The organism is Gordonia sp. LMA484 (assembly GCF_058129505.1).
The window spans coordinates 4,941,521-4,960,392 of the sequence record NZ_CM176700.1 but is presented as its reverse complement, the minus strand read 5'-3'; the positions used below and the strand labels follow the sequence as shown (position 1 = coordinate 4,960,392).

Genomic DNA, 18,872 nt, shown 5'->3' with positions numbered 1-18,872 from the left:
ATTCCGTCACCGGATCTGAGCGCGATCGGTACGCCGATCCCGCTCGGCCTCCTTCATGATGCCGGCCATGTAGCCGTAGATCTCTTTGTCGGACATGGCTTTCCATCGCGGAGCCAACAACTTCATGTACTTTTCGACGTAGAGTAGCTGCTTGCCGACGAGCACCAGTTCCCGCGGTAGTCGTGCGTCGTGGGCTTTCGCGACCGCGGCCAGCTGCCGGCCGAGGTCCGTGTAGGACATCGAACCGAGGTCGGTCGAAGACAACGGCATCGCGACGTTCTTGATGTCCTCGGCGCCTTTGGTCGTCGAACCCGGCCGATGAACCGCGCCGAGAAGGAAGATGGCCCGCCCCGCCGACTCGTAGTCGCCCCGTACGAGCAGGTCGACGACCAGCTGCCGCAGGATGCGGCGGGTACGCGGGGTGAACCGACCGACGATGCCGAAGTCGAGGAGTACGAGCGTGCCGTCGGCGTCGACGAGGACGTTGCCCGCATGCAGGTCGCCGTGGAAGAGCCCACCGTGAAATGCCGATTCGAGCAGCGAGAGCAGCAGGTTGCGGCACAATGCCACACCGTCGTGCCCGGCCGCCCGGACCGACTCCACATCGTCGATGCGGATCGCGTAGATGCGCTCCATCGTGAGCACACGGGAGGTGGTGTAGGCGTCGTAGACCTCGGGCACGCGCACCCGGTCGCCGAACGGGCCGGGTCGCAGACACTCGTACCACTCGCGCATCGTGTTCGCCTCGTTGCGGAAGTCGAGTTCGGCATCGAGGCCGTCGGCGAAGTCCTCGACGACGTGCCGCGCGCTGAGCATGCGGCCGTACTCGGAGATCTCTGCGAGACCCGCGAATCGCTCCAGCAGCGCGATGTCGGGAGCGAGTCGGTCGACGATGCCGGGGCGCTGGATCTTGACCACGACTTCTTCGCCCGAATGCAGGGTGGCGGTGTGCACCTGTGCGATCGATGCGGAGGCGATCGGAACGACGTCGAACGTCGCGAAGACCTCCTCCGGCGGCCGTCCGAGCTCCTCGATGAACAGCGCGCGGACGACGGCGGGTTCGGCGGGCGGCACCCGATCGAGCAGCGACTCGAATTCGGTGGAGAGCGTGTCGGTGAAGACCCCGGGGCTCGACGCGATGAGCTGGCCGAGCTTCACATACGTCGGACCGAGATGTTCGAACGTGGTGCGGATCTCGTGCGCGACCCGGCGGGCCGTCGGCGGTTGGCCGCCGATCGCGTCGCGTGCGGTGTGGAACAAGAAGCGTCCGACACCCGCCGCCGTGTGGGCGGTCGCCGCACCGAACCGCGTGATCTCGGTGAGCGCCGACACCGTGGGCAGTTGCGCGCGGAGGTCGGGCCGCACGTTCGGGCGGCCTGCATCTGCGGAGTTCTGCGTTGTCACCATCGGCAAGTGTAACGATCCGGACCCCCTCATCCCAGGTGACGACCCGGTCGGGTGGGGTCGGACAATGCCTGATCCCGGACGACGTACCCGGTCAAGCCGCCGATTTGGGCGCGCGGTTCGGTGATGGGGATCTCGTCACACCTGGCGTTCGGGGGCGCCGATGCGCGAGACAGATACGACCGAAACCCGCCGATCGGTACCTGGCGTGACATCTCGGGGCAGCCGGTCCCGCTGCTCGGTCAGATGTGGCTCGACAGTGGCTACTGGTTCCCGCTGCCGTTGCCGCAGTGGAACAATCGCTGGCAGCAGGCCTACATGAAGCGCTACGTGCAGGGGCCGACGGGACAGACCCCGCTTACCTGTCGGAGTGGCAGTAAGACGTGGTCCGGGCCTCACGAATGTGTCGGTTCACCGGTGATCTGGTGATCGGCATGGTTGAGGGCCTCGGTGATCAATCGGCTCAGATGGCCGTCGCGTATTCGGTAGATGACGCGGCGGCCGTCTTTGCGTGTGTCGACCAAGCCGGTGAAACGGAGTTTGGCCAGGTGCTGGCTGACCGCGGTCCGTGAGGCACCGGTCGCCTCGGTCAACGCACCCACGTCGGCCTCGCCGGCGGACAGCAACCATACGATGTGCAGTCGCGTGGGCTCGGCCAGCATGGCGAACACCGACGTCGCCGCGCCGAGCAGCGCGGGGTCGGGCTCGATCGCGTGGTGCAGGCTGTCGGACTCGCGCGCCGGCGCCGTGTCGTCCATCATCTGGCCGAGCCTCCTCGCGAGATCGACAGTGCCGCCTGCACCGGGCCAACCCGCTCGCAGGCGGTCAGGGCCTCGCCTGCCATCGTAGGTGACCCGCGTCCGTGAGCCGGGTTCGACGACGCGGCGCGACGCCAGATCCGCCGCGCGGTGACTCCCGCCGTCGCGGCGAGGGTCGCCAGAACCAACGGTGTCGCCCAGGGGCCGACAAGGGCCGGCCCCCACCCCGCGACCGGATAGGTCACCAGGAACGCGGCGTGCGATGCGGAGAACTGCGCGGTGAACACCGCATCCCGGTCGGCGTCTCCTGTGTGATCGCGCAGCAGGCGGGTGGAGGCCGTGTTGATGAACGACGTCCCCATGCCGAGGACGAACCAGAGGACCAGCAGCGCCGCGAGCCCCGGGGTCAGTGCGAGCATCGCGCTCAGTCCGGCCAGGGTCATCGCGCACACCATCGCCGCACCACACACGACGCGCACCGTGCCGAGCCGCCCCACCAGCCACGGTAGTGCGATGGCCGCAGTGATCGACCCGGTGCCGAACACGCCCAGCACGACGGCGAGCATCGAGGGGTCGAGTCCCAGCATCGTACGGACGTAACCAACCGAACCGACCACCACGACGGCAGTCGCCGCGGCGGTGGCCACATTGGCCCAGAGGAGCCCGCGGAGGACGGGGCGATTCACCATGGCCCGCAGTCCGGATGTGGCTCGGTGCCAGAAGTCGCCGACCGAACCCGCACTTTCACATTTGCCGGGAGCACCGTGCAGGCCCGACGACAGCACCAGGACGGCCGACCCGGCGAACCCGGCGGCGGTCCCCACGAAGAGGAACGAGTACCCGATCACCGTCAGCAGTGCGGCGGCGATCATGGGGCTGACCACGGACTCGAGGTCGTAGGCGATCCGCGAGGCAGACACCGCGCGCGTGTAGTCGTCGGGGTCGGTCACCACCGACGGAATCACGGATTGGAAGGTCGGGGTGAAGGTGGCCGACGCCGACTGCAGCGCGAAGACCAGTAGATAGACCTGCCAGATCTCGCCGATCCACGGCAGCGCGACCGCCATCGACAAGCGGACGAGATCGGCGCCCACGAGCACCGATCTCGCGGACCATCGGGCGCAGACCGCGCGCATCACAGGTGCCATGACGACGTAGGCGATCATCTTGATCGCCAGGGCGGTGCCGAGGACAACGCCCGCCTGACTGCCGGCCAGATCGAACGCCAGCAGACCGAGCGCCACCGTCATCAATCCCGTACCCAGCAGCGACACCACCTGTGCGGCATAAAGGCGACGGAACGTCGGGATACGGAACAGCGCTGCCACCCCTAGATGGTAAGCATGTGTGCGCATATGCGCACATGAATATTCCTGACTGTGATCTATTCGCTCGTCGTCCCACGCGTCGGCACTTCTCCGGAACACTGGAACGAGTGCGGGCCAGCCCCGCAGCGCCGTGCCCGGACCACAAGTCCCACGCACACATCTGACGTCGAAGAGAGGGAGTACCCATGCCCACCACCGTCAACGCCTACATCGCCACCGCCTCCGACCGGCCGCTCGAGGCCTCGACCATCGAGCGCCGGGACCCGAAACCGCACGACGTGGTCATCGACATCGCCTATGCGGGTATCTGTCACTCCGACATCCACACCGCCCGCGGTGAGTGGGGCCGGACCGCGTTTCCGGTGGTGCCCGGCCACGAGATCGCCGGCATCGTGTCCGCCGTCGGCTCCGACGTGACGCGCTACGCCGTTGGCGACCGCGTCGGCGTCGGCTGCTTCGTCGACTCGTGCCGTGAATGCGAGCCCTGCAAGGCAGGCGACGAGCAGTACTGCGAGCGCGGCATGACCGGCACCTACAACGCCGTCGACCGATATGGCGAGCCCACCCACGGTGGCTACAGCACGGCCATCGTCGTCGACGAGAACTATGTCTGCGGCATTCCCGAGGGCATCGGTCTCGACGAGGCCGCGCCTCTGCTCTGCGCCGGGATCACGCTCTTCTCGCCGCTGCGGCACTGGAACGCGGGCCCCGGCAAGAAGGTCGCCATCGTCGGACTCGGCGGGCTGGGCCACATGGGCGTCAAGATCGCCCACGCGATGGGTGCCGAGGTGACCGTGCTGTCGCAGTCGCTCAAGAAGATGGAGGACGGGTTGCGTCTCGGCGCCGATCACTACTACGCGACCAGCGACCCGGACACCTTCGACACGCTGCGCAACGAGTTCGACCTGATCATCAACACAGTGTCGGCGAACCTACCCATCCAGAAGTACCTCGGCATGCTCGCCATCAACGGCACGCTGGTGGAGCTGGGTCTGCCCGAACATCCCATCGAGATCCCGGCATTCGCCGTCACCGCCAACCGACGCAGCTTCGCCGGCTCGATGATCGGCGGCATCGCGGAGACCCAGGAGATGCTGAACTTCTGCGCCGAGCACGGCATCGGCTCCGAGATCGAGGTCATCGGCGCGGAGCAGATCAACGAGGCCTACGACCGGGTGGTCGCCAGTGATGTGCGCTACCGCTTCGTCATCGACACGGCGACGCTCTGATCGGGACTCGCTGGTAGGCCCTTCGTGACGCTCGCAAGCTCGCTCCTCAGGGACCGGGGGGCGTTCGCAAGCTCGCTCCTCAGGGACCGGGGGGACGCTCGCGAGGATGCGTCACGAAGGGCCGGCGACGTCACCCCTCACCGTAGGGAGTTGAATCGACGACATGACCCCGTCGTTTCACCACGCTGACATCCGTGGCGCCCGGATCGCGTGGAATCAGACCGGTCGCGGGCCCACGGCGATCTGGGCGCATGGCATGACGTCGAGCGCTTACGGTCAGGAGTTGGCGGGCCAGTTCGATTGGCGGGCAGTGAGTTCGGGGCACCGTCTCATTCGCTACGACGCGCGGGGCCATGGTCGATCCACCGGTGGTATGACCGCGCACGAGTACACTTGGCCTGAACTCGGGCGTGATCTGCTCGCGTTGCTCGACGTCGCGGCTCCGAATGAGCGGGTCGCCGCGATCGGCTCTTCGATGGGCACGGCAACGATCTTGTATGCGGCTCTCGCGCAACCGGATCGGTTCGATCGGATCGTCCTGACCACGCCGCCGACGATCTGGGTCACCCGGGCCGCGATGGCCGCACTGCGGTCGGCCGATGCCGCGGAGATCGAACGCGATGGCCTGGCCGCGTATCTGCGTGCTGCGCCGGACGAGCCCGCATCCCCTGCACTCGCGGACGTGAGACGTCATGTGGGTCCGATCTCGGTGCGGTCGTCGATCTATCCCTGGGTGTTACGTGGATCGGCGATTACCGATCTGCCGACTCCGGAAGCTTTTGCTGCACTGAAACTCCCGGCACTCGTACTGTGCTGGACCGGTGACGACGCGCATCCGGTGTCCAGTGGGGAACAGTTGGCCGAGGCAATCCCCGAGGCTGTCTTGTCGGTGGCTGCGACGCCGGCGCAACTGCGCGACTGGCCGCGGATGGTGGCCGACTTCCTGGCCTGATATCGGCAGCTCCCGCCGCTTGAACTCGTACCGCTGTGTTGACAACTCATGAATTGCGCTTGACCGATACCCCTAAGGGGTATAAAACTGTGCAGAGGTTTGACGCAGAGCGGATCGGATTACGGGTGCCTCCAGCAATGGCGGCGCCGTGTGCTTCCGAAGGAGGTCTGACATCTACGCCGGTGTGGGAGCAATGCTCATGGTGGCCGCCGCGGTGATCGTGGCGGTACTCACGATCCACCGGTTCACGGCAGTGTCGCCCACCCTGCTCACATCGCTCCCGTTTCAGTCGGGATGGACGCCGGAGGAACACGCTCTCTCCAGGTTTCACGTGCGGTGGTATCCGGCGACGCTCTTGTTTCTCGCTTTCGACGTCGAGATGCTCTTCATGTATCCGTGGGCGGTCGTCGTCGCCGATCTCGGGGTTTCTGCGATTGTCGAGATGTTCGTCTTCCTCGCGGCGCTGTTCGTCGTCATCGCATGGGCCTGGCGTGAAGGTGCGCTGCGATGGGTGTGAGGAAGCTGCTGGGGAGATCCGCGGCACGACGGGCCCACGTGTTGCTGGTGGGTGTGCCGGGCCGATGGCATCTGCAGGCCACTTTCGACGCCCGGCTGCGCGCCCGCGGATGGGTGCTCGCGGCCTCGCCCGCCGATGCCGATGTCCTCGCGGTCTGCGGCACGCCGGGGCCTGCGCTGAGTGAAGCGATCGACCTTGTCTGGCAACAGCTTCCGGGTCCTCGGGTGCGCATCGACATCGACGCGATCGACGCGATCGATGACACCTTGGACGACGCTGCGGCTCGGCTCGCCGATGTCGGTGAGCAGCGTCGTGATGCCCTCGACCGCGACGGCCAGGCGGCTGAGGAGGCCGGCCATGAGGGCATGGATCACGGCTCGATGGACCACGAGCACACGGATCACGAGCACATGGACCACGAGCACATGGACCACGGCTCGATGGCGCCTGCCGGCATCGCTCTTGCCGAGGGCGGCGACGATCGTGACGAACTCGAAATGGACGTCCTCCACGTGACGCTCGGTCCGGTCCTGAAGTACTGGCCGGCCGGGGTCGTCGTGCGGTGCACGCTGCAGGGTGACGTCGTCACCGAGGCGCACGCCCACCTGCTCGACGCGGATGACGTGGCGCCGCAACCGGCATCCCTCGACACCACGCAGCAGGCGGCACGTCAGTGCGACGTCATCGCCGACCTGCTCGACCTCGCCGGATGGCCGGCGCCTGCACAGAGGGCCCGCGACTGCCGCGACGCATTGTTGATGAATCCCGAGGACGCCGACGTCGTCGCGGCGCTGCGCACCGTGCGGCGTACCGTTCGGCGCTCGGCGATCCTGCGTTGGTCGTTACGAGACCTGGGCGCCCGCGCCGCTCGCGGCGACCGATCAGGTGAGGGCGACATCTACGATCGACTGCTGCGCCGAATCGACTACGTCTGCGAGCTCATCGATCCGGAGTCGACATCGGAGCCGACGCCCCCCATGCCGACCGGGCTCGAGGCGGTCGGTGGTCTGATCGCCGGTCTGGATCTCGCCACGGCACGGTTGGTCATCGCCGGGCTCGGAATCGATCCCGCCGCCCTGCTTCCCGGTGGGGCGCATCCCGGTGGAGAGGTCGAGGACCGCGATGGATGACTCGATGGTCGGCACCGCTCCTGCCGTATGGACGCTTGTGGCCGCGGCGCTGCTCGGCATCTTCGCCCTCTACGCTGCGACCCTCGACGGCCTGCTCGCCGAGGGTCGGCGACACGGCACGGGTGCGGCGCTGATCCCGCTGCGTGAAGGCGCGCGGCTGATGCGGCAGCGTCGCCGCGTCACCGTGGCGGCGGACACGCTGCTGTGGCGGGCCGGGGCCTACGGCTTGGGTGTCGTGGCGCTGCTGATGATCACGGTCATCCCGGTGGGCAGGTGGACACTGTTCGACCTCGATGTGGGCGTCGTGTGGTTCAACGCGATGGACGTGATGATCTGGGCCCTGGTGTGGCTGACCGGGTGGGGCGTCAACTCGGCGCACGCGCTCGTCGGCGGATACCGCTTCCTCGCTCACGGTCTCGGCTACGAGCTCCCGCTGATGTTCGCCCTCGTCGCCCCTGCGATCGCCGCGGAGAGTCTACGGGTCGCCGACGTCGAGGCCGCGCAGACCGGGCTGTGGTACGTGGTGTGGATGCCGGTCGCTTTCATCGTCTACAGCCTTGGCGTGACCGCATTCTCGGTGTGGGGTCCGTTCTCCGCGGCGGTCGGCGCCGATGTCGCCGGCGGCGTGCTCGCCGAACTGTCCGGCGTGGACCGACTCGCCTTTCAAGTCGGTCGGCTCGCACTGCTATCCGCGGGCGCGGCATTCGCCGTACCGATGTTCCTGGGCGGCGGTGCCGGACCGTTCCTGCCCGACTGGGCCTGGGTCGGTCTGAAAACGCTTGTGCTGCTCACCGTTCTGGTGTTGCTGCGCCGTCGCCTACCGGTGTTGCGGCCGGACAAGTTCATGGAGGTCGGCTGGGTGGTCCTGTTGCCACTCGTGCTCGTGCAAGATCTGATCGTCGCCGTCATCGCAGTCTGGAGGGGATGAATCATGCTCGTCGGCATCGTGTTCTGGGTGTGTGCGGTGCTCGCTGTCGCGGCCGGCGCCGCGGTGTTCTGGGTCGACTCGATGGCGCGGGCCACCTATGCGCTGGCGATATCGTTCGTGGCGGTCGGCGTGGCGATCCTGTTGCTGCAGCAGAACTATGTCGGGGTGGTCACCATCCTGATGATGGTGATGGAGATGGCGGTGATGGCCGTCTACATGGTCATGTTCATGGGCATGAACCCGGCGCTCATGCCGATGAGCATGGTGCACGACAAACGTTGGGCCCTCGCGGTGTCGGTCGGCACGTTCGCACTTCTCGCTGCGGGAATCCTGTTGGCGGACTGGCCGGAACGCCGAGGCGCCGAGTCACCGGACGTGACCCGGGCGCTCGGCGAAGCGCTGATGGGTCCGAAGATGCTGGCGATGGTGGTGATCAGCCCGGTGATGGTCGCGACCATGGTCGCCGGGATCGTGCTCGCCATGAAGCGAACCCGCTACGACCGCTTCGGTGACGACCTCAAGACCCGACCGGCCGAGGATCCGCAACCCGGAGGTGTGGGCCGATGACGCTGCAGACCGTTCTCCTCGTCGCGGCCGCACTCTTCTGCGTCGGCCTGTACGGCGCCCTGTCTCAGCAGGTCGTGGTGATGGTCATGATGGGGCTCGAACTCATGATCAACGGCGTGATCCTCGCTGCCGCGGGGGTGTGGTGGTTTCTGGCGCCGCATCCCACCGGGCAGGTGTTGCTCCTCGTCATCATCGCGGCCATGACGGTCGAGATGGCGATGGGGTTCGCGGTGGCCACGTTGCTGCACCGCCACCGTCGTGCCGACATGACCGACATGGCTGACGATCTCGCGCAGTGATACCGATGACCACCGTCGCCGATGCAGCCCTGGCTGCCCTCGTTCTGGTACCCGCCGTCGTCGGAGCGTTCCTTGCGCTGACCCCGCGGGCCGGTCGTGCCGCCGCCCCGGTGAGCGTCACGACCGCCGCAATCGTGGCCGGCCTCGCGGCGGTGGTGGCGGCGGGCCGACCGAGCGTGTCGATGCCGTTCATGGCCGGCAGCGACTTCACACTGGAGCTCGATGACCTTGCCGCGCTGGTGGTTCCGTCGGTTGCCGTGGTCGCGTTGCTGGTGCTCGTGTTCGCGGCGGCCGACATCACCGACGCGCCGGGCCGGTTCCACGGTCTGATGCTGCTGTTTCTCGCCGCGGTCATGATCACGGCGACCGCGGCCACGTTGCCGGCCCTGCTGTTCGCCTGGGAGCTGATGGGGGCGGCGTCGTATGCGTTGATCGGATTCGATTGGCGCACGGACGGAAAGATGTCCGCCGGTCTGGTCGCGTTCGTCACCACCCGCACCGCCGATCTGGGTCTCTACGTCGCGGCCGGTGCCGCGCTGGCCGGCGGGGCGGGACTGGCGCTCTCGGATCTGTCCGCGGCGAGCAGTGGGTGGCGAGACGTCATCGCGCTCGGTGTGCTGGTGGCCGCACTGGGCAAGGCGGCGCAACTCCCGTTCTCGTTCTGGATCTCGCGGGCGATGGAGGGGCCGAGCCCGGTCAGCGCACTGCTGCACTCCGCGGCGATGGTCGCGATGGGTGGTTACCTGCTCCTGCGGACCGCTCCGCTGCTCGCCGTGACCGGCTGGGCGGGCCCGGCCGCGGCGTGGGTCGGACTGACCACCGCAGTCGTGCTCGGGGTCGTCGCGATCGCCCAGCGCGACCTCAAGCAGCTCCTCGCGGCGTCCACGTCGGCGCAACTCGGATTCGTCGTCGCCGCAGCCGGACTCGGCGCTGTGGCCGGTGGGTCGGCGCAGCTGATCGCGCACGCCTTCACCAAGGCCGCGCTCTTCCTCGCCGCCGGGGCCTGGTTGTCCGCGCTGGGCACCAAGGACCTCGGCCGTCTCGGTGGGGTGGCCGGCCGGTGGCGTGTGCTCGGGGCCGCGGCCGTCGTCGCCGCGCTCGCGCTGGCGGGCCTTGCGCCGCTGTCGCTGTGGGCGACCAAGGACACGATCCTGGCGGCCGCCGCAGACGAGTCGCCGTGGCTGTATGGCCTCGGGTTGCTCGCGGCGGCGCTCTCGGCCGCCTATGCGGGGAAGGTGGTGATGGTGGTGTTGCGTCGGTCCGGACCCGATCGATCGACGCGGTCGGCGATCTCGCCGGGACTCGGGGAGGTACTGCCGGTTGCGATTCTTGCGACCGGCGCGGCGGTGGCCGGTGTCCTGGCCCTGCCGCCGGCGGGGGCGGCTCTGGCCCGCGCCCTCGACGAAGGTCCAACCGTCGAGCCCACCGCCCTCGAACTGACCGCGTCTGCGCTGCTGACCGTCATTGTGCTGGCGCTGGTGTGGTGGCGCGGCGTTCCCGAACCGCGCTGGGGGGCGGCGTGGTTCGGCATGGAGAACGTCGTGCGGGTCGCCATCGTCGAGCCGATCCGGTGGGCGGCAGCAGCGCTCGCCCGCATCGACGACCGCCTCGACCACGCCGTCGACACCGCTGCGATCGGTACCACCCGGGTGGCGCGCGTCGCGGCCCGGATCGATACCCGCGACGTCGACGGCGCGGTGGAGGCCACCGCCGGCCTCACCGGGCGCCTCGGTGCGCTCGCCCGGCGCCCGCAGACCGGACAACTGCACGAGTACTACCTGCAGATCGTCGTCGTCCTCGCCCTTGCCGTTCTCGTTCTCGTCCTCGTGAGGTGATCGTGCTCAGTCTGATCGTGTTCGGACCTCTGGCCGCGGCGCTGGCGTTGCTGGTGCCGGGCTGGACGGCCGCAGCCGCCCGTCGGTGGTGGGTGGCCATCGCCGCGGCCGACGTGGCGCTCGTGGTGTGGGCATGGATCGTCTACGACACACCCGCACCGGGCCGCCTCGCGCTCACCGAACAGGTCCCCTGGATTCCGGGCGTGCACAGCAGCTATCACGTGGGGGTCGACGGACTGTCGTTGCCGCTGGTCGCGATGACGGCGGTGATCTTTCTCGCGTGCGCCGTGTACTCGATGCGCACCGACGACGAACGGTCCCGTGCCAAGGTGGCCCTGTTCCTGTTCCTGCAGTCGGTCAGTCTCGGTCTGTTCGTCGCCGCCGACCTCATCCTGTTCTTCGTCTTCTTCGATCTGTCGATCGTCGCGATGTACTTCGTGATCGCGGGTTGGGGCCACGGCGACGCCCGGCGGTCCGCGCTCAAGTTCTTCCTCTACACCTTCGTCGGGTCGTTGGTGTTGCTGCTCGGATTCATCGGCCTCTATGTGGTCGCCGACCCGCACACGTTCGACATGGTCGAACTCGCCGCGTCCCCGCCTTCGGCGGATGGCACGGTGACCGGCGGCCTCATCCTCGCAGCACTTCTGCTCGGGTTGGCGATCAAGACCCCGACCGTCCCGTTCCACACCTGGCTGCCACCCGCGCACACCGATGCACCCGCGATCGGTTCGGCGGTGCTCGCCGGTGTGCTCCTGAAGATGGGCACCTACGGATTCGTCCGGGTGGCGATGCCCATGCTGCCGTCCTCCTGGCAGGACTGGGCGCCGGTGATCATCACCATCGGGGTCATCTCGGTGATCTACGGCGCGCTGGTCGCGCTCGCCCAGACCGACCTGAAACGGATGATCGCCTACACCTCGGTCAACCACATGGGTTACGTCCTGGTGGGTCTCGGAGCGGCCGGAGTTCTCGCGAGCGGTACCGCCGACGCCCGATCGGTCGCGGTCACCGGTGCGGTCACGCAGATGGTGAGCCACGGGTTGATCACCGGCGCGCTGTTCCTGCTCGCGGGAGTGTTCTTCGACCGCGCCGGCAGCTACGACCTCGACTCCTACGGCGGGTTGGCGTCGTCGGCGCCGCGGCTGGCGACGCTGTTCGCCCTGGGCGCCTTCGCCTCGCTGGGCCTGCCCGGCTTCTCCGGGTTCATCGCCGAGTTCCAGATCTTCACCGGCAGCATCGCCGCGGTGCCGGTGACGGCGATCGCGCTCGTCGGCATCCTGATCGTCGCCGGGCTGTTCCTGTGGGCGCTGCAGCGCGTGTTCACCGGCCCGACGTCCGGTCACTCGACCGGATTCGCCGACCTGACGGTCACCGAGGTGGCCTCGGTCGGTGCGCTGCTGGCCCTGTCCGTCCTCATCGGTGTCGTCCCGCGCTGGCTGCTCGACGTGATCGAGCCGGCGGCGTCGGCCCTCGTCGGCCTGGTGGGACGGTAGCCGATGGACGGGATGCGCCCACTGGCGATGCTGCCGGAGATCCTGCTGTTCGGCGGTGGGCTGCTGGTGCTGATCGGTGGATCGTTCCTGCCGCGCTCCCGGCAATGGTGGGCCCGCATCGGTGCCGCGGTAGCGCTGCTGGGTAGCGCTGTGCTCGCGGCGATCGCGATGGCCGGTGCCACGACGACCGCGTTCGAGGGTGCCTTCGTGGCCGACACGGCCACCGACGTGGTGCGGATCGCGGCCGCGATCGGCGCGCTTGCAGTACTCGCGATCGCCGGCGGCGAGATCTCCGGTTCGGACCGCGAGAGCGAGACGTACGCGTTGATCCTGTTCGCCACCGCGGGCACGCTCGTCGTCGCGGGCGCCGAGGACCTGTTGGTCCTGGCCCCCGGGTTTCTGCTCGCGAGCATCCCGGTCTACGGACTCATCGGGTTGCGTCGCACCGCCGAGAGCGCCGAGGCCGCGATGAAGACATACCTGCTCGGGGCGTTGTTCGGGATCGTGTTGCTCGCCGGGATCACCCTGCTCTACGCGGTCACCGCCGTCACCGACTATGCGGAACTGGCGCGCCGACTGCCCGACGCGCCCAGCGCCATCGTCGCCGCCGGTCTACTCGCGGTCACTGCGGCCCTGCTGTTCAAGGCGGGCGGTGTCCCGGCACACTTCTGGGTCCCCGACGCCGCGCAGGGTTCCGGCGCAGCCGTCGCCACGTTCGTCACCACGGTCCCCAAGGTCGGGGCGTTGGTCGCCATCTACCGGCTGGCGCTCGTCGTGCCGGACACCGTCGCCTGGCCTGCGGTGCTGTCCGCGTTCGCGGTGGCGGGCATGGTGTTGGCCACGCTGGCCGCCTACTGGCAGCGCGATCCCCGACGGTTGCTCGGCTGGTCGACGGTGGCACAGGTGGGTTTCCTGCTGGTGCCGGTGGTGGTCATCTCCGACACCGATCTGGCCCTGCCGTCGATGCTGTTCTATCTCGTCGGTTACACGGTCACCAACGTCGCTGCGTTCGCGGTGTCGGCGGCCGTGCCGACGATCCGGGATCTCGAGGGATTCCGGGGTCTCGGACGTCGCAGTCCCGTCCTCGCCGGGAGTCTGGTGGTCGCGTTGCTCGGGTTGGTCGGCACGCCACCCACCGCGGTGTTCGTCGGCAAACTCACCACGGCGACGGCTGCGTGGGACGGAGGTCGGGCGTGGCTGGCGGTGGCCGTCGTGGTCACCACAGTCCTGAGCCTGTTCTTCTATCTGCGCTGGCTGGCGCCGGTGTTCGGACGAATCCCGGTGGGCGGCGAGACGGTGTCGACACGACCCGAGATCTGGGCGGCAGCCACCGCGGTCATCGCCGCTGCAGCGAGCATCGCGATCGGTGTCGGTGCGGGACCCGTATGGGATCTGGTGGCCGGCTGACGCGCGTCCTGGCTGCCGGGGCCGCAGAGCGCCGACGACGCACGGTGGGCATGTTGCGGATCTCGCGCTAGAGTTTTCGACTGGGAATCGAAAACAGGTCGTCGTGGTTGTCCACTGATGACCGACCTCTTCGCGAGGGGAGCGAGAATGAGCCACAGGCGGCCCACCCACAGGCGGCTATCCCGCACGGTGCCCGGAGCCGAGTCCCGGGCCGACCTCGTCGTGGTCGGCGCCGGTGTCGCCGGATTGACCGCCGCGCTGTGCGCGGCAGAGGCCGGACTGCGCGTGGTGGTGCTCAACAAAGGACCGGGCTGGCGCGCGGACCTGGCGGAGCAATCGACGGCGACCTTCTATGCGCAGGGCGGGATCGCGGTGGTGGCGCCGCAGTATCCCGACGACTCCGTCGACCTGCACCTGGCCGACACACTCGCCGCGGGAGCCGGGCTCACCGACCCCCAGACCACGCGGCCGATCCTGGCCGACGGGTGGTCGGCGGTATCCGGCCTGATCGGATGGGGTGCCGACTTCGACCGCGCGGCCGACGGCTCGCTGGCCCGAACTCGTGAGGGCGGACACTCGGTGCGCCGGATCATCCACGCCGGCGGCGACGCCACCGGCGCCCAGGTGCAGCAAACGCTGAGTCGTCGCCTGCGCGAGGCAGCCCGTCATCTGCCGATCACGAACATCGACGACGCGATCGTCACCGAGGTCCTACGCCCGGACGGACAGACCTCGGGCGTGGCCTTCCGGACCTCCGGACGGCAGCGAGTCGTCCTCGCGCCCACCGTGCTGCTCGCCACCGGCGGTGCCGGACATCTCTATGCCGCGACGACCAACCCGGCGGGCGCCACCGCCGACGGGATCGCGCTGGCGCTGCGCGCCGGAGCCGTGGTCGCGGACATGGAGTTCATCCAGTTCCACCCGACGATGCTCCACATCGCCGGAGCGCGCGGCCGGCGCACGCTGATCAGCGAGGCCGTGCGCGGTGAGGGTGGCCAGCTCGTCGACGCCGCCGGCCGGTCGGTGACCGACGGGGTACATCCGTTGGGTGACCTCGCACCCCGCGACGTGGTCGCCAACGCCGTCGAAGAACGGCTCGGCGCGACCGGCGATCCGTGTGTCTTCCTCGACGTCACGTCCATCCCCGACTTCGTCACGCGCTTCCCGACGGTGACCGCCGGGGTGGCGGCCGCCGGACTCGACATCGCGAGCGGCCTGATCCCCGTGGTACCGGGCGCACACTATCTGTGCGGGGGAGTGCTGACCGACGTCGACGGGCGCACCACCATCCCGGGGCTGCTCGCGGCGGGTGAAGTGGCCCGAACCGGGTTGCACGGTGCCAATCGGTTGGCGTCCAACAGCCTGCTCGAAGGCCTGGTGATGGGACGGCGGGCCGCGGAGGTTGCCGCCGCCCGCCGCGACAAGGCGGTGGTCGACGCCGCGCCGTCGACACCGCCGAAGCGTCCGGCGCTCACCCGGCGAGACCTGCAGAACCTGATGTCCGCGTCGGTCGCGCTGCGCCGCGACGCGGACGGGCTGGCCGCCGTAGGAGACGAGCTGCGGCGGGCGTCGACCCGATCCCCGGATACCGTGTCCGACGTCGAGGATGCCGCGCTCACCCTGACCGCGCGCGTCGTCGTCGCCGCGGCACTGGCCCGGACCGAATCCCGCGGCTGCCACACCCGCACCGATCATCCGGAAACCGACACCGTCGCCCGGGCCCGCTGTTTCGGGTTGATCGACGACGAGATCACCGAATGTCACGGCACCGATGCGATCGCCGAGATCGGGGTGCTCGTGCCCTGAGAGCGGTCGGGCCTCCGATTCCGGGACCTTGCGGGCCCTGATCCGCGGTAACGTCGGCGACCATGACTGCGCCGGAGCGGATCGTCGTCGATCTCGGTCACGTCCGCCTGCATGCGCTCACCTGGGGGGACCCGCGCGCGCCCCTGGCTCTCTGCCTGCACGGATTTCCCGATTCCGCCTGGACCTGGCGGCATCTGGGACCGACGCTGGCCGCGGCGGGTCACCGGGTCGTCGCGCCGTTCACGCGCGGATACGCACCGTCGACCATCCCCGCTGATCATGACTTCCACGTCTCCGCCCTCGCCCACGACGCGCTCGCGTTGCACGAGGCGCTCGGCGGCGACGACCGTGCGGTCCTGATCGGGCACGACTGGGGTGCCCTCACCGTGCACGGCATCGCGTCCCGCGCCGACAACCCCTTCCGAAGCATGGTCGCGATGGCGGTCCCCCCGATCGCATCCATCCGCGAACGTTCCGGCTGGTCACAGATCCGTCTCGCCCTCCGGCAGATCGGGATGAGCTGGTACATCGGCTTCAATCAACTACCGACGATTCCCGAACGCAGTCTCGACCGACTCATCCCGTTCCTGTGGCGTCGATGGGGGCCGGCGCCGGACCCCGACGATGTCGCCAACGCACTCGCCGCGGTCCCGACGACCCCACACCGCCGGGCCGTCCTCGGCTACTACCGGGCGATGCTGCGGCCCCGGATCCATCCGCGATATGCCCACGACGGCGGTTCGTGGCTGCGACCACCCACCGCCCCCATGCTCTATCTGCACGGCACGCACGACGGTTGTATGCAGGTCGGGTTCGTCGACGGGCTCGCCGAGCACCTACCCGCGGGCAGCGACGTCGCCCGCGTGGCCGGCGCCGGACATTTCCTCCACCTCGACCGACCCGACGCCGTCCATCGGCACATCATCGGATTCCTCACCGCCGACGACCCGAACGGCGGCTAGGCATCCGCGCACGTGCGGCACAATCGGACTCATGCCGACCTCCACGATCGCGCCGCGCGAGATCTCGTTCACCGGTGTCGACGGCATCACGTTGCGTGCCGACGAATGGCGACCGGCCTCCGATCCCGTCAGTCCGTCGATCCTGCTGTTGCACGGTGGTGGGCAGACCCGCCACTCCTGGAAGCGGACGGGCGGCTTCCTCGCGGCCGCCGGTCTGCACGCCGTCTCCGTGGACACCCGCGGTCACGGACGCAGCGACTGGTCACCGGGCGGCGAATACAGCATGGAACTGCTGACCGGCGACGTGGTCGAGGTCGTCCGGCAGATCGGCCGACCCACCACGCTCGTGGGCGCCAGCATGGGAGGCCTCAGCAGTATCGGCGCGGCCGCCGAACTCGGTGCGCACACGGTGCCGACGTTGGTGCTCGTCGACGTCGTACCGCGTTTCAGCCACGGCGGTGGTGAGCGGGTGCGGGGTTTCATGGCTGGCAACGTCGGCGGTTTCGACTCGCTCGAGGAGGCGGCCGACGCCATCTCCGACTACCTGCCACATCGGCCCAGGGCCTTCAATCCGGAAGGGCTCAAACGCAATCTGCGCGAAGGCGACGACGGTCGCTGGTACTGGCACTGGGACCCGGCGTTCGTGACGTCGGCGCCGGATGGCGCGAACTTCATCCCGGCCACCCGGCTCGAGGCTCAACTCGCATCATTGACGATTCCCATCCTGCTGATCCGGGGGAAATTGTCCGACGTCGTTCCCGCCGACGCCGTCGACGGGTTCCGCCGGGTCGTCCCGGATGCGCAGGTCGTCGAACTGTCCGATGCGGCGCACACCGCGGCCGCGGACGACAACGACGCGTTCACCGACGTGGTCCTCGACTTCATCGGCGTGAACCAACAGCCCTAGTACGACCACCGTCACCGACACTCCCGCCGCGTCTATGGCGTCTTCGGCCGATTCCTTCGTACACTTGCCGCCGGGGAGGTACTGCGATCGCACCGGATGTCGGGTAGGTGTGTTGTCGTGCGCCGCGTGATCTCGAGTGCCCGGGCCGATTGATCTATTCGTTGCGCATGCGCGTGACGCGCGAAGGAGTGACCGTATGAACGGTGAGGGCTGCTGGTCGACGGTCGTCTGCACCCCGGACGAGCGCAGCGCCCTGGGGTTGACCGGGCAGTCGGAATGGCTGCTGCATTGTCGGCTCACCGCAGGCCACCGCGGCAACCACGCCACCGATGCGAGCACGCGCCCGCGTGTCGACCGTCGTCTCTGGCTGGAGTGGAACGACTTCGACGATCACGCCCAGTCGCTGATCGAACGCAATCCGTGCTCGACACGCTCGCCGCAGAGCGCCGCCTGCCTCTACTACGAAGGACATGGCGGTGCTCATCTCTTCGCGCCGTCCAACGGTCATGCACCGACGGCGGTGCCGGGATCGCCCCCGATGCCGAACTCCCGGCCCGGGCCGCCGTCGATGAACAACACGCAGGTGCCGGGGTCCGCGCCCGTGGCGCCGCACCGTCCGCGCCCCGAGCAGGCACCCGGGCAGCACATGATGCCACCCATGCCGCCGGCCGCGCGTCCGCCGCAGGCCCCGGCACAACCTGCGCCGCCGCAGGGGTCGGGCCGGCAGACCCCACCTTCGCGCGCGCCGGGACAGACCGGACCCATGCCGCCGCCGACCGGGCCGCATCGAGTCGCACCACCGAACCGGCCGACCCCGCCCGGACCGCCGGCGGGACCGGCGCCACAACCCGCACACATGACCGCCGACTCACAGCGCCCTGACACCCGGGCGTCGTCGACCGCGCCGCCGACATCCGCGCCGCCGACATCCGCGCCGCCGACATCCGCGCAGCCGCGGCCGTCGGGCTCGGACCCTCGCACGTCCTTTGCAACCGCCACGGCCGGCGGCCGCACCGGGTCAGGGCAGCTCGGTTACCGCCCGGGACGCCGTTCCACCGGGGCGGAGCCGCCCGCTGATACGGCGGTGCGACCGACCAATCGTCATCGGCTCCCCGACGCGGACGGCGGTGCGCCGTCGGCGGGCATGGAGCGCCCCGAGCCCGCGGCCCCGCGTGCGCAGCCGGGAGATCGGGACGGCACCGACGTCGCGGCCGCTCTCCGCGAGGTGGCGGCAGCGCTCGAGACGCTGGCCGCGGCGTTGCGCCCCTCGCGCGAGGACTGATCCAGACCTCTTCTGACCGGCGTCGCCGGCGGTGGGCAGGGTTGCGCCCGGTGTGTACCCTAGGGGGG

At 69.0% G+C, this 18,872-nt stretch carries 18 protein-coding genes; 15 read left to right on the top strand and 3 right to left on the bottom strand.

Annotated elements, in window-relative coordinates; genetic code table 11:
* Positions 1-6 precede the first annotated feature (6 nt).
* A complete protein-coding gene (locus AC4AMJ_RS21995) occupies positions 7-1,407 on the bottom strand; it encodes an ABC1 kinase family protein (protein WP_489914688.1) in 1,401 nt (466 codons plus the stop codon).
* Positions 1,408-1,530: 123 nt separating this feature from the next.
* Here AC4AMJ_RS21995 and AC4AMJ_RS21990 point away from each other — a divergent pair, with 123 nt between their 5' ends.
* Positions 1,531-1,833 carry a hypothetical protein gene (locus AC4AMJ_RS21990; RefSeq protein ID WP_489914687.1) on the top strand — a complete coding sequence of 101 codons (303 nt, stop codon included), beginning with the start codon at positions 1,531-1,533 and terminating at the stop codon, positions 1,831-1,833.
* Here the strand turns inward: AC4AMJ_RS21990 and AC4AMJ_RS21985 are convergent.
* Both AC4AMJ_RS21985 and AC4AMJ_RS21980 read right to left on the bottom strand, forming a co-directional pair.
* Positions 1,800-2,165 carry an ArsR/SmtB family transcription factor gene (locus AC4AMJ_RS21985; protein ID WP_489899006.1) on the bottom strand — a complete coding sequence of 122 codons (366 nt, stop codon included), beginning with the start codon at positions 2,163-2,165 and terminating at the stop codon, positions 1,800-1,802. The genes AC4AMJ_RS21990 and AC4AMJ_RS21985 overlap by 34 nt on opposite strands.
* Positions 2,162-3,490, bottom strand: coding sequence for an MFS transporter (locus tag AC4AMJ_RS21980; RefSeq protein ID WP_489914685.1), 1,329 nt, complete (start codon positions 3,488-3,490; stop codon positions 2,162-2,164). Before AC4AMJ_RS21980 ends, AC4AMJ_RS21985 begins: the two co-directional genes overlap by 4 nt.
* Before the next feature lie 185 nt (positions 3,491-3,675).
* On the opposite strand from AC4AMJ_RS21980, the gene AC4AMJ_RS21975 reads away from it, so the two are divergent.
* The 14 genes from AC4AMJ_RS21975 (at position 3,676) to AC4AMJ_RS21910 (ending at position 18,804) form a co-directional block, all read left to right on the top strand.
* Entirely contained in the window at positions 3,676-4,719 is a 1,044-nt protein-coding gene (locus AC4AMJ_RS21975; RefSeq protein ID WP_489899008.1) for an NAD(P)-dependent alcohol dehydrogenase, read from the top strand.
* Between the two features lie 163 nt (positions 4,720-4,882).
* Positions 4,883-5,671: an alpha/beta fold hydrolase gene (locus tag AC4AMJ_RS21970; protein ID WP_489914683.1), complete on the top strand. Its 789-nt coding sequence runs from the start codon at positions 4,883-4,885 to the stop codon at positions 5,669-5,671.
* Positions 5,672-5,864: 193 nt separating this feature from the next.
* Positions 5,865-6,188 (top strand): NADH-quinone oxidoreductase subunit A, encoded by a 324-nt coding sequence (locus AC4AMJ_RS21965; RefSeq protein WP_489918488.1) that lies wholly within the window; start codon positions 5,865-5,867, stop codon positions 6,186-6,188.
* Positions 6,179-7,318 carry a hypothetical protein gene (locus AC4AMJ_RS21960; protein WP_489914681.1) on the top strand — a complete coding sequence of 380 codons (1,140 nt, stop codon included), beginning with the start codon at positions 6,179-6,181 and terminating at the stop codon, positions 7,316-7,318. The genes AC4AMJ_RS21965 and AC4AMJ_RS21960 overlap by 10 nt, the downstream gene beginning before the upstream one ends.
* Complete coding sequence (locus AC4AMJ_RS21955) at positions 7,311-8,246, top strand: NADH-quinone oxidoreductase subunit H (RefSeq protein ID WP_489914679.1); 936 nt, start codon at positions 7,311-7,313, stop codon at positions 8,244-8,246. Before AC4AMJ_RS21960 ends, AC4AMJ_RS21955 begins: the two co-directional genes overlap by 8 nt.
* Positions 8,247-8,249: 3 nt before the next feature.
* Positions 8,250-8,813: an NADH-quinone oxidoreductase subunit J gene (locus AC4AMJ_RS21950; RefSeq protein ID WP_489914677.1), complete on the top strand. Its 564-nt coding sequence runs from the start codon at positions 8,250-8,252 to the stop codon at positions 8,811-8,813.
* Positions 8,810-9,112, top strand: a complete 303-nt coding sequence (locus tag AC4AMJ_RS21945) for an NADH-quinone oxidoreductase subunit NuoK (RefSeq protein WP_489899013.1) — start codon at positions 8,810-8,812, stop codon at positions 9,110-9,112. The genes AC4AMJ_RS21950 and AC4AMJ_RS21945 overlap by 4 nt, the downstream gene beginning before the upstream one ends.
* Positions 9,113-9,117: 5 nt before the next feature.
* Entirely contained in the window at positions 9,118-10,947 is a 1,830-nt protein-coding gene (locus AC4AMJ_RS21940; RefSeq protein ID WP_489914675.1) for a proton-conducting transporter transmembrane domain-containing protein, read from the top strand.
* Between the two features lie 2 nt (positions 10,948-10,949).
* On the top strand, positions 10,950-12,440 hold the full coding sequence (locus AC4AMJ_RS21935; protein WP_489914673.1) for a complex I subunit 4 family protein: 1,491 nt from the start codon (positions 10,950-10,952) through the stop codon (positions 12,438-12,440).
* Positions 12,441-12,452: 12 nt separating this feature from the next.
* Positions 12,453-13,847, top strand: a complete 1,395-nt coding sequence (locus AC4AMJ_RS21930; protein WP_489918487.1) for an NADH-quinone oxidoreductase subunit N — start codon at positions 12,453-12,455, stop codon at positions 13,845-13,847.
* A gap of 147 nt (positions 13,848-13,994) precedes the next feature.
* On the top strand, positions 13,995-15,653 hold the full coding sequence (nadB, locus tag AC4AMJ_RS21925) for an L-aspartate oxidase (RefSeq protein WP_489914671.1): 1,659 nt from the start codon (positions 13,995-13,997) through the stop codon (positions 15,651-15,653).
* Positions 15,654-15,715: 62 nt separating this feature from the next.
* On the top strand, positions 15,716-16,615 hold the full coding sequence (locus AC4AMJ_RS21920; protein ID WP_489899017.1) for an alpha/beta fold hydrolase: 900 nt from the start codon (positions 15,716-15,718) through the stop codon (positions 16,613-16,615).
* A 31-nt stretch (positions 16,616-16,646) separates the two neighbouring features.
* Positions 16,647-17,522, top strand: a complete 876-nt coding sequence (locus tag AC4AMJ_RS21915) for an alpha/beta fold hydrolase (RefSeq protein ID WP_489914669.1) — start codon at positions 16,647-16,649, stop codon at positions 17,520-17,522.
* 196 nt (positions 17,523-17,718) lie between these two features.
* Complete coding sequence (locus AC4AMJ_RS21910) at positions 17,719-18,804, top strand: hypothetical protein (protein ID WP_489914667.1); 1,086 nt, start codon at positions 17,719-17,721, stop codon at positions 18,802-18,804.
* Positions 18,805-18,872: the final 68 nt, after the last annotated feature.

Excerpts from the sequence above, each read along its gene's own strand:
- AC4AMJ_RS21995 (WP_489914688.1), bottom strand. The coding sequence starts at position 1,407 with ATGGTGACAACGCAGAACTCCGCAGATGCAGGCCGCCCGAACGTGCGG.
- AC4AMJ_RS21990 (WP_489914687.1), top strand. The coding sequence starts at position 1,531 with ATGGGGATCTCGTCACACCTGGCGTTCGGGGGCGCCGATGCGCGAGAC.
- AC4AMJ_RS21985 (WP_489899006.1), bottom strand. The coding sequence starts at position 2,165 with ATGATGGACGACACGGCGCCGGCGCGCGAGTCCGACAGCCTGCACCAC.
- AC4AMJ_RS21975 (WP_489899008.1), top strand. The coding sequence starts at position 3,676 with ATGCCCACCACCGTCAACGCCTACATCGCCACCGCCTCCGACCGGCCG.
- AC4AMJ_RS21970 (WP_489914683.1), top strand. The coding sequence starts at position 4,883 with ATGACCCCGTCGTTTCACCACGCTGACATCCGTGGCGCCCGGATCGCG.
- AC4AMJ_RS21965 (WP_489918488.1), top strand. The coding sequence starts at position 5,865 with ATGCTCATGGTGGCCGCCGCGGTGATCGTGGCGGTACTCACGATCCAC.
- AC4AMJ_RS21960 (WP_489914681.1), top strand. The coding sequence starts at position 6,179 with ATGGGTGTGAGGAAGCTGCTGGGGAGATCCGCGGCACGACGGGCCCAC.
- AC4AMJ_RS21955 (WP_489914679.1), top strand. The coding sequence starts at position 7,311 with ATGGATGACTCGATGGTCGGCACCGCTCCTGCCGTATGGACGCTTGTG.
- AC4AMJ_RS21950 (WP_489914677.1), top strand. The coding sequence starts at position 8,250 with ATGCTCGTCGGCATCGTGTTCTGGGTGTGTGCGGTGCTCGCTGTCGCG.
- AC4AMJ_RS21945 (WP_489899013.1), top strand. The coding sequence starts at position 8,810 with ATGACGCTGCAGACCGTTCTCCTCGTCGCGGCCGCACTCTTCTGCGTC.
- AC4AMJ_RS21940 (WP_489914675.1), top strand. The coding sequence starts at position 9,118 with ATGACCACCGTCGCCGATGCAGCCCTGGCTGCCCTCGTTCTGGTACCC.
- AC4AMJ_RS21930 (WP_489918487.1), top strand. The coding sequence starts at position 12,453 with ATGCGCCCACTGGCGATGCTGCCGGAGATCCTGCTGTTCGGCGGTGGG.
- nadB (WP_489914671.1), top strand. The coding sequence starts at position 13,995 with ATGAGCCACAGGCGGCCCACCCACAGGCGGCTATCCCGCACGGTGCCC.
- AC4AMJ_RS21920 (WP_489899017.1), top strand. The coding sequence starts at position 15,716 with ATGACTGCGCCGGAGCGGATCGTCGTCGATCTCGGTCACGTCCGCCTG.
- AC4AMJ_RS21915 (WP_489914669.1), top strand. The coding sequence starts at position 16,647 with ATGCCGACCTCCACGATCGCGCCGCGCGAGATCTCGTTCACCGGTGTC.
- AC4AMJ_RS21910 (WP_489914667.1), top strand. The coding sequence starts at position 17,719 with ATGAACGGTGAGGGCTGCTGGTCGACGGTCGTCTGCACCCCGGACGAG.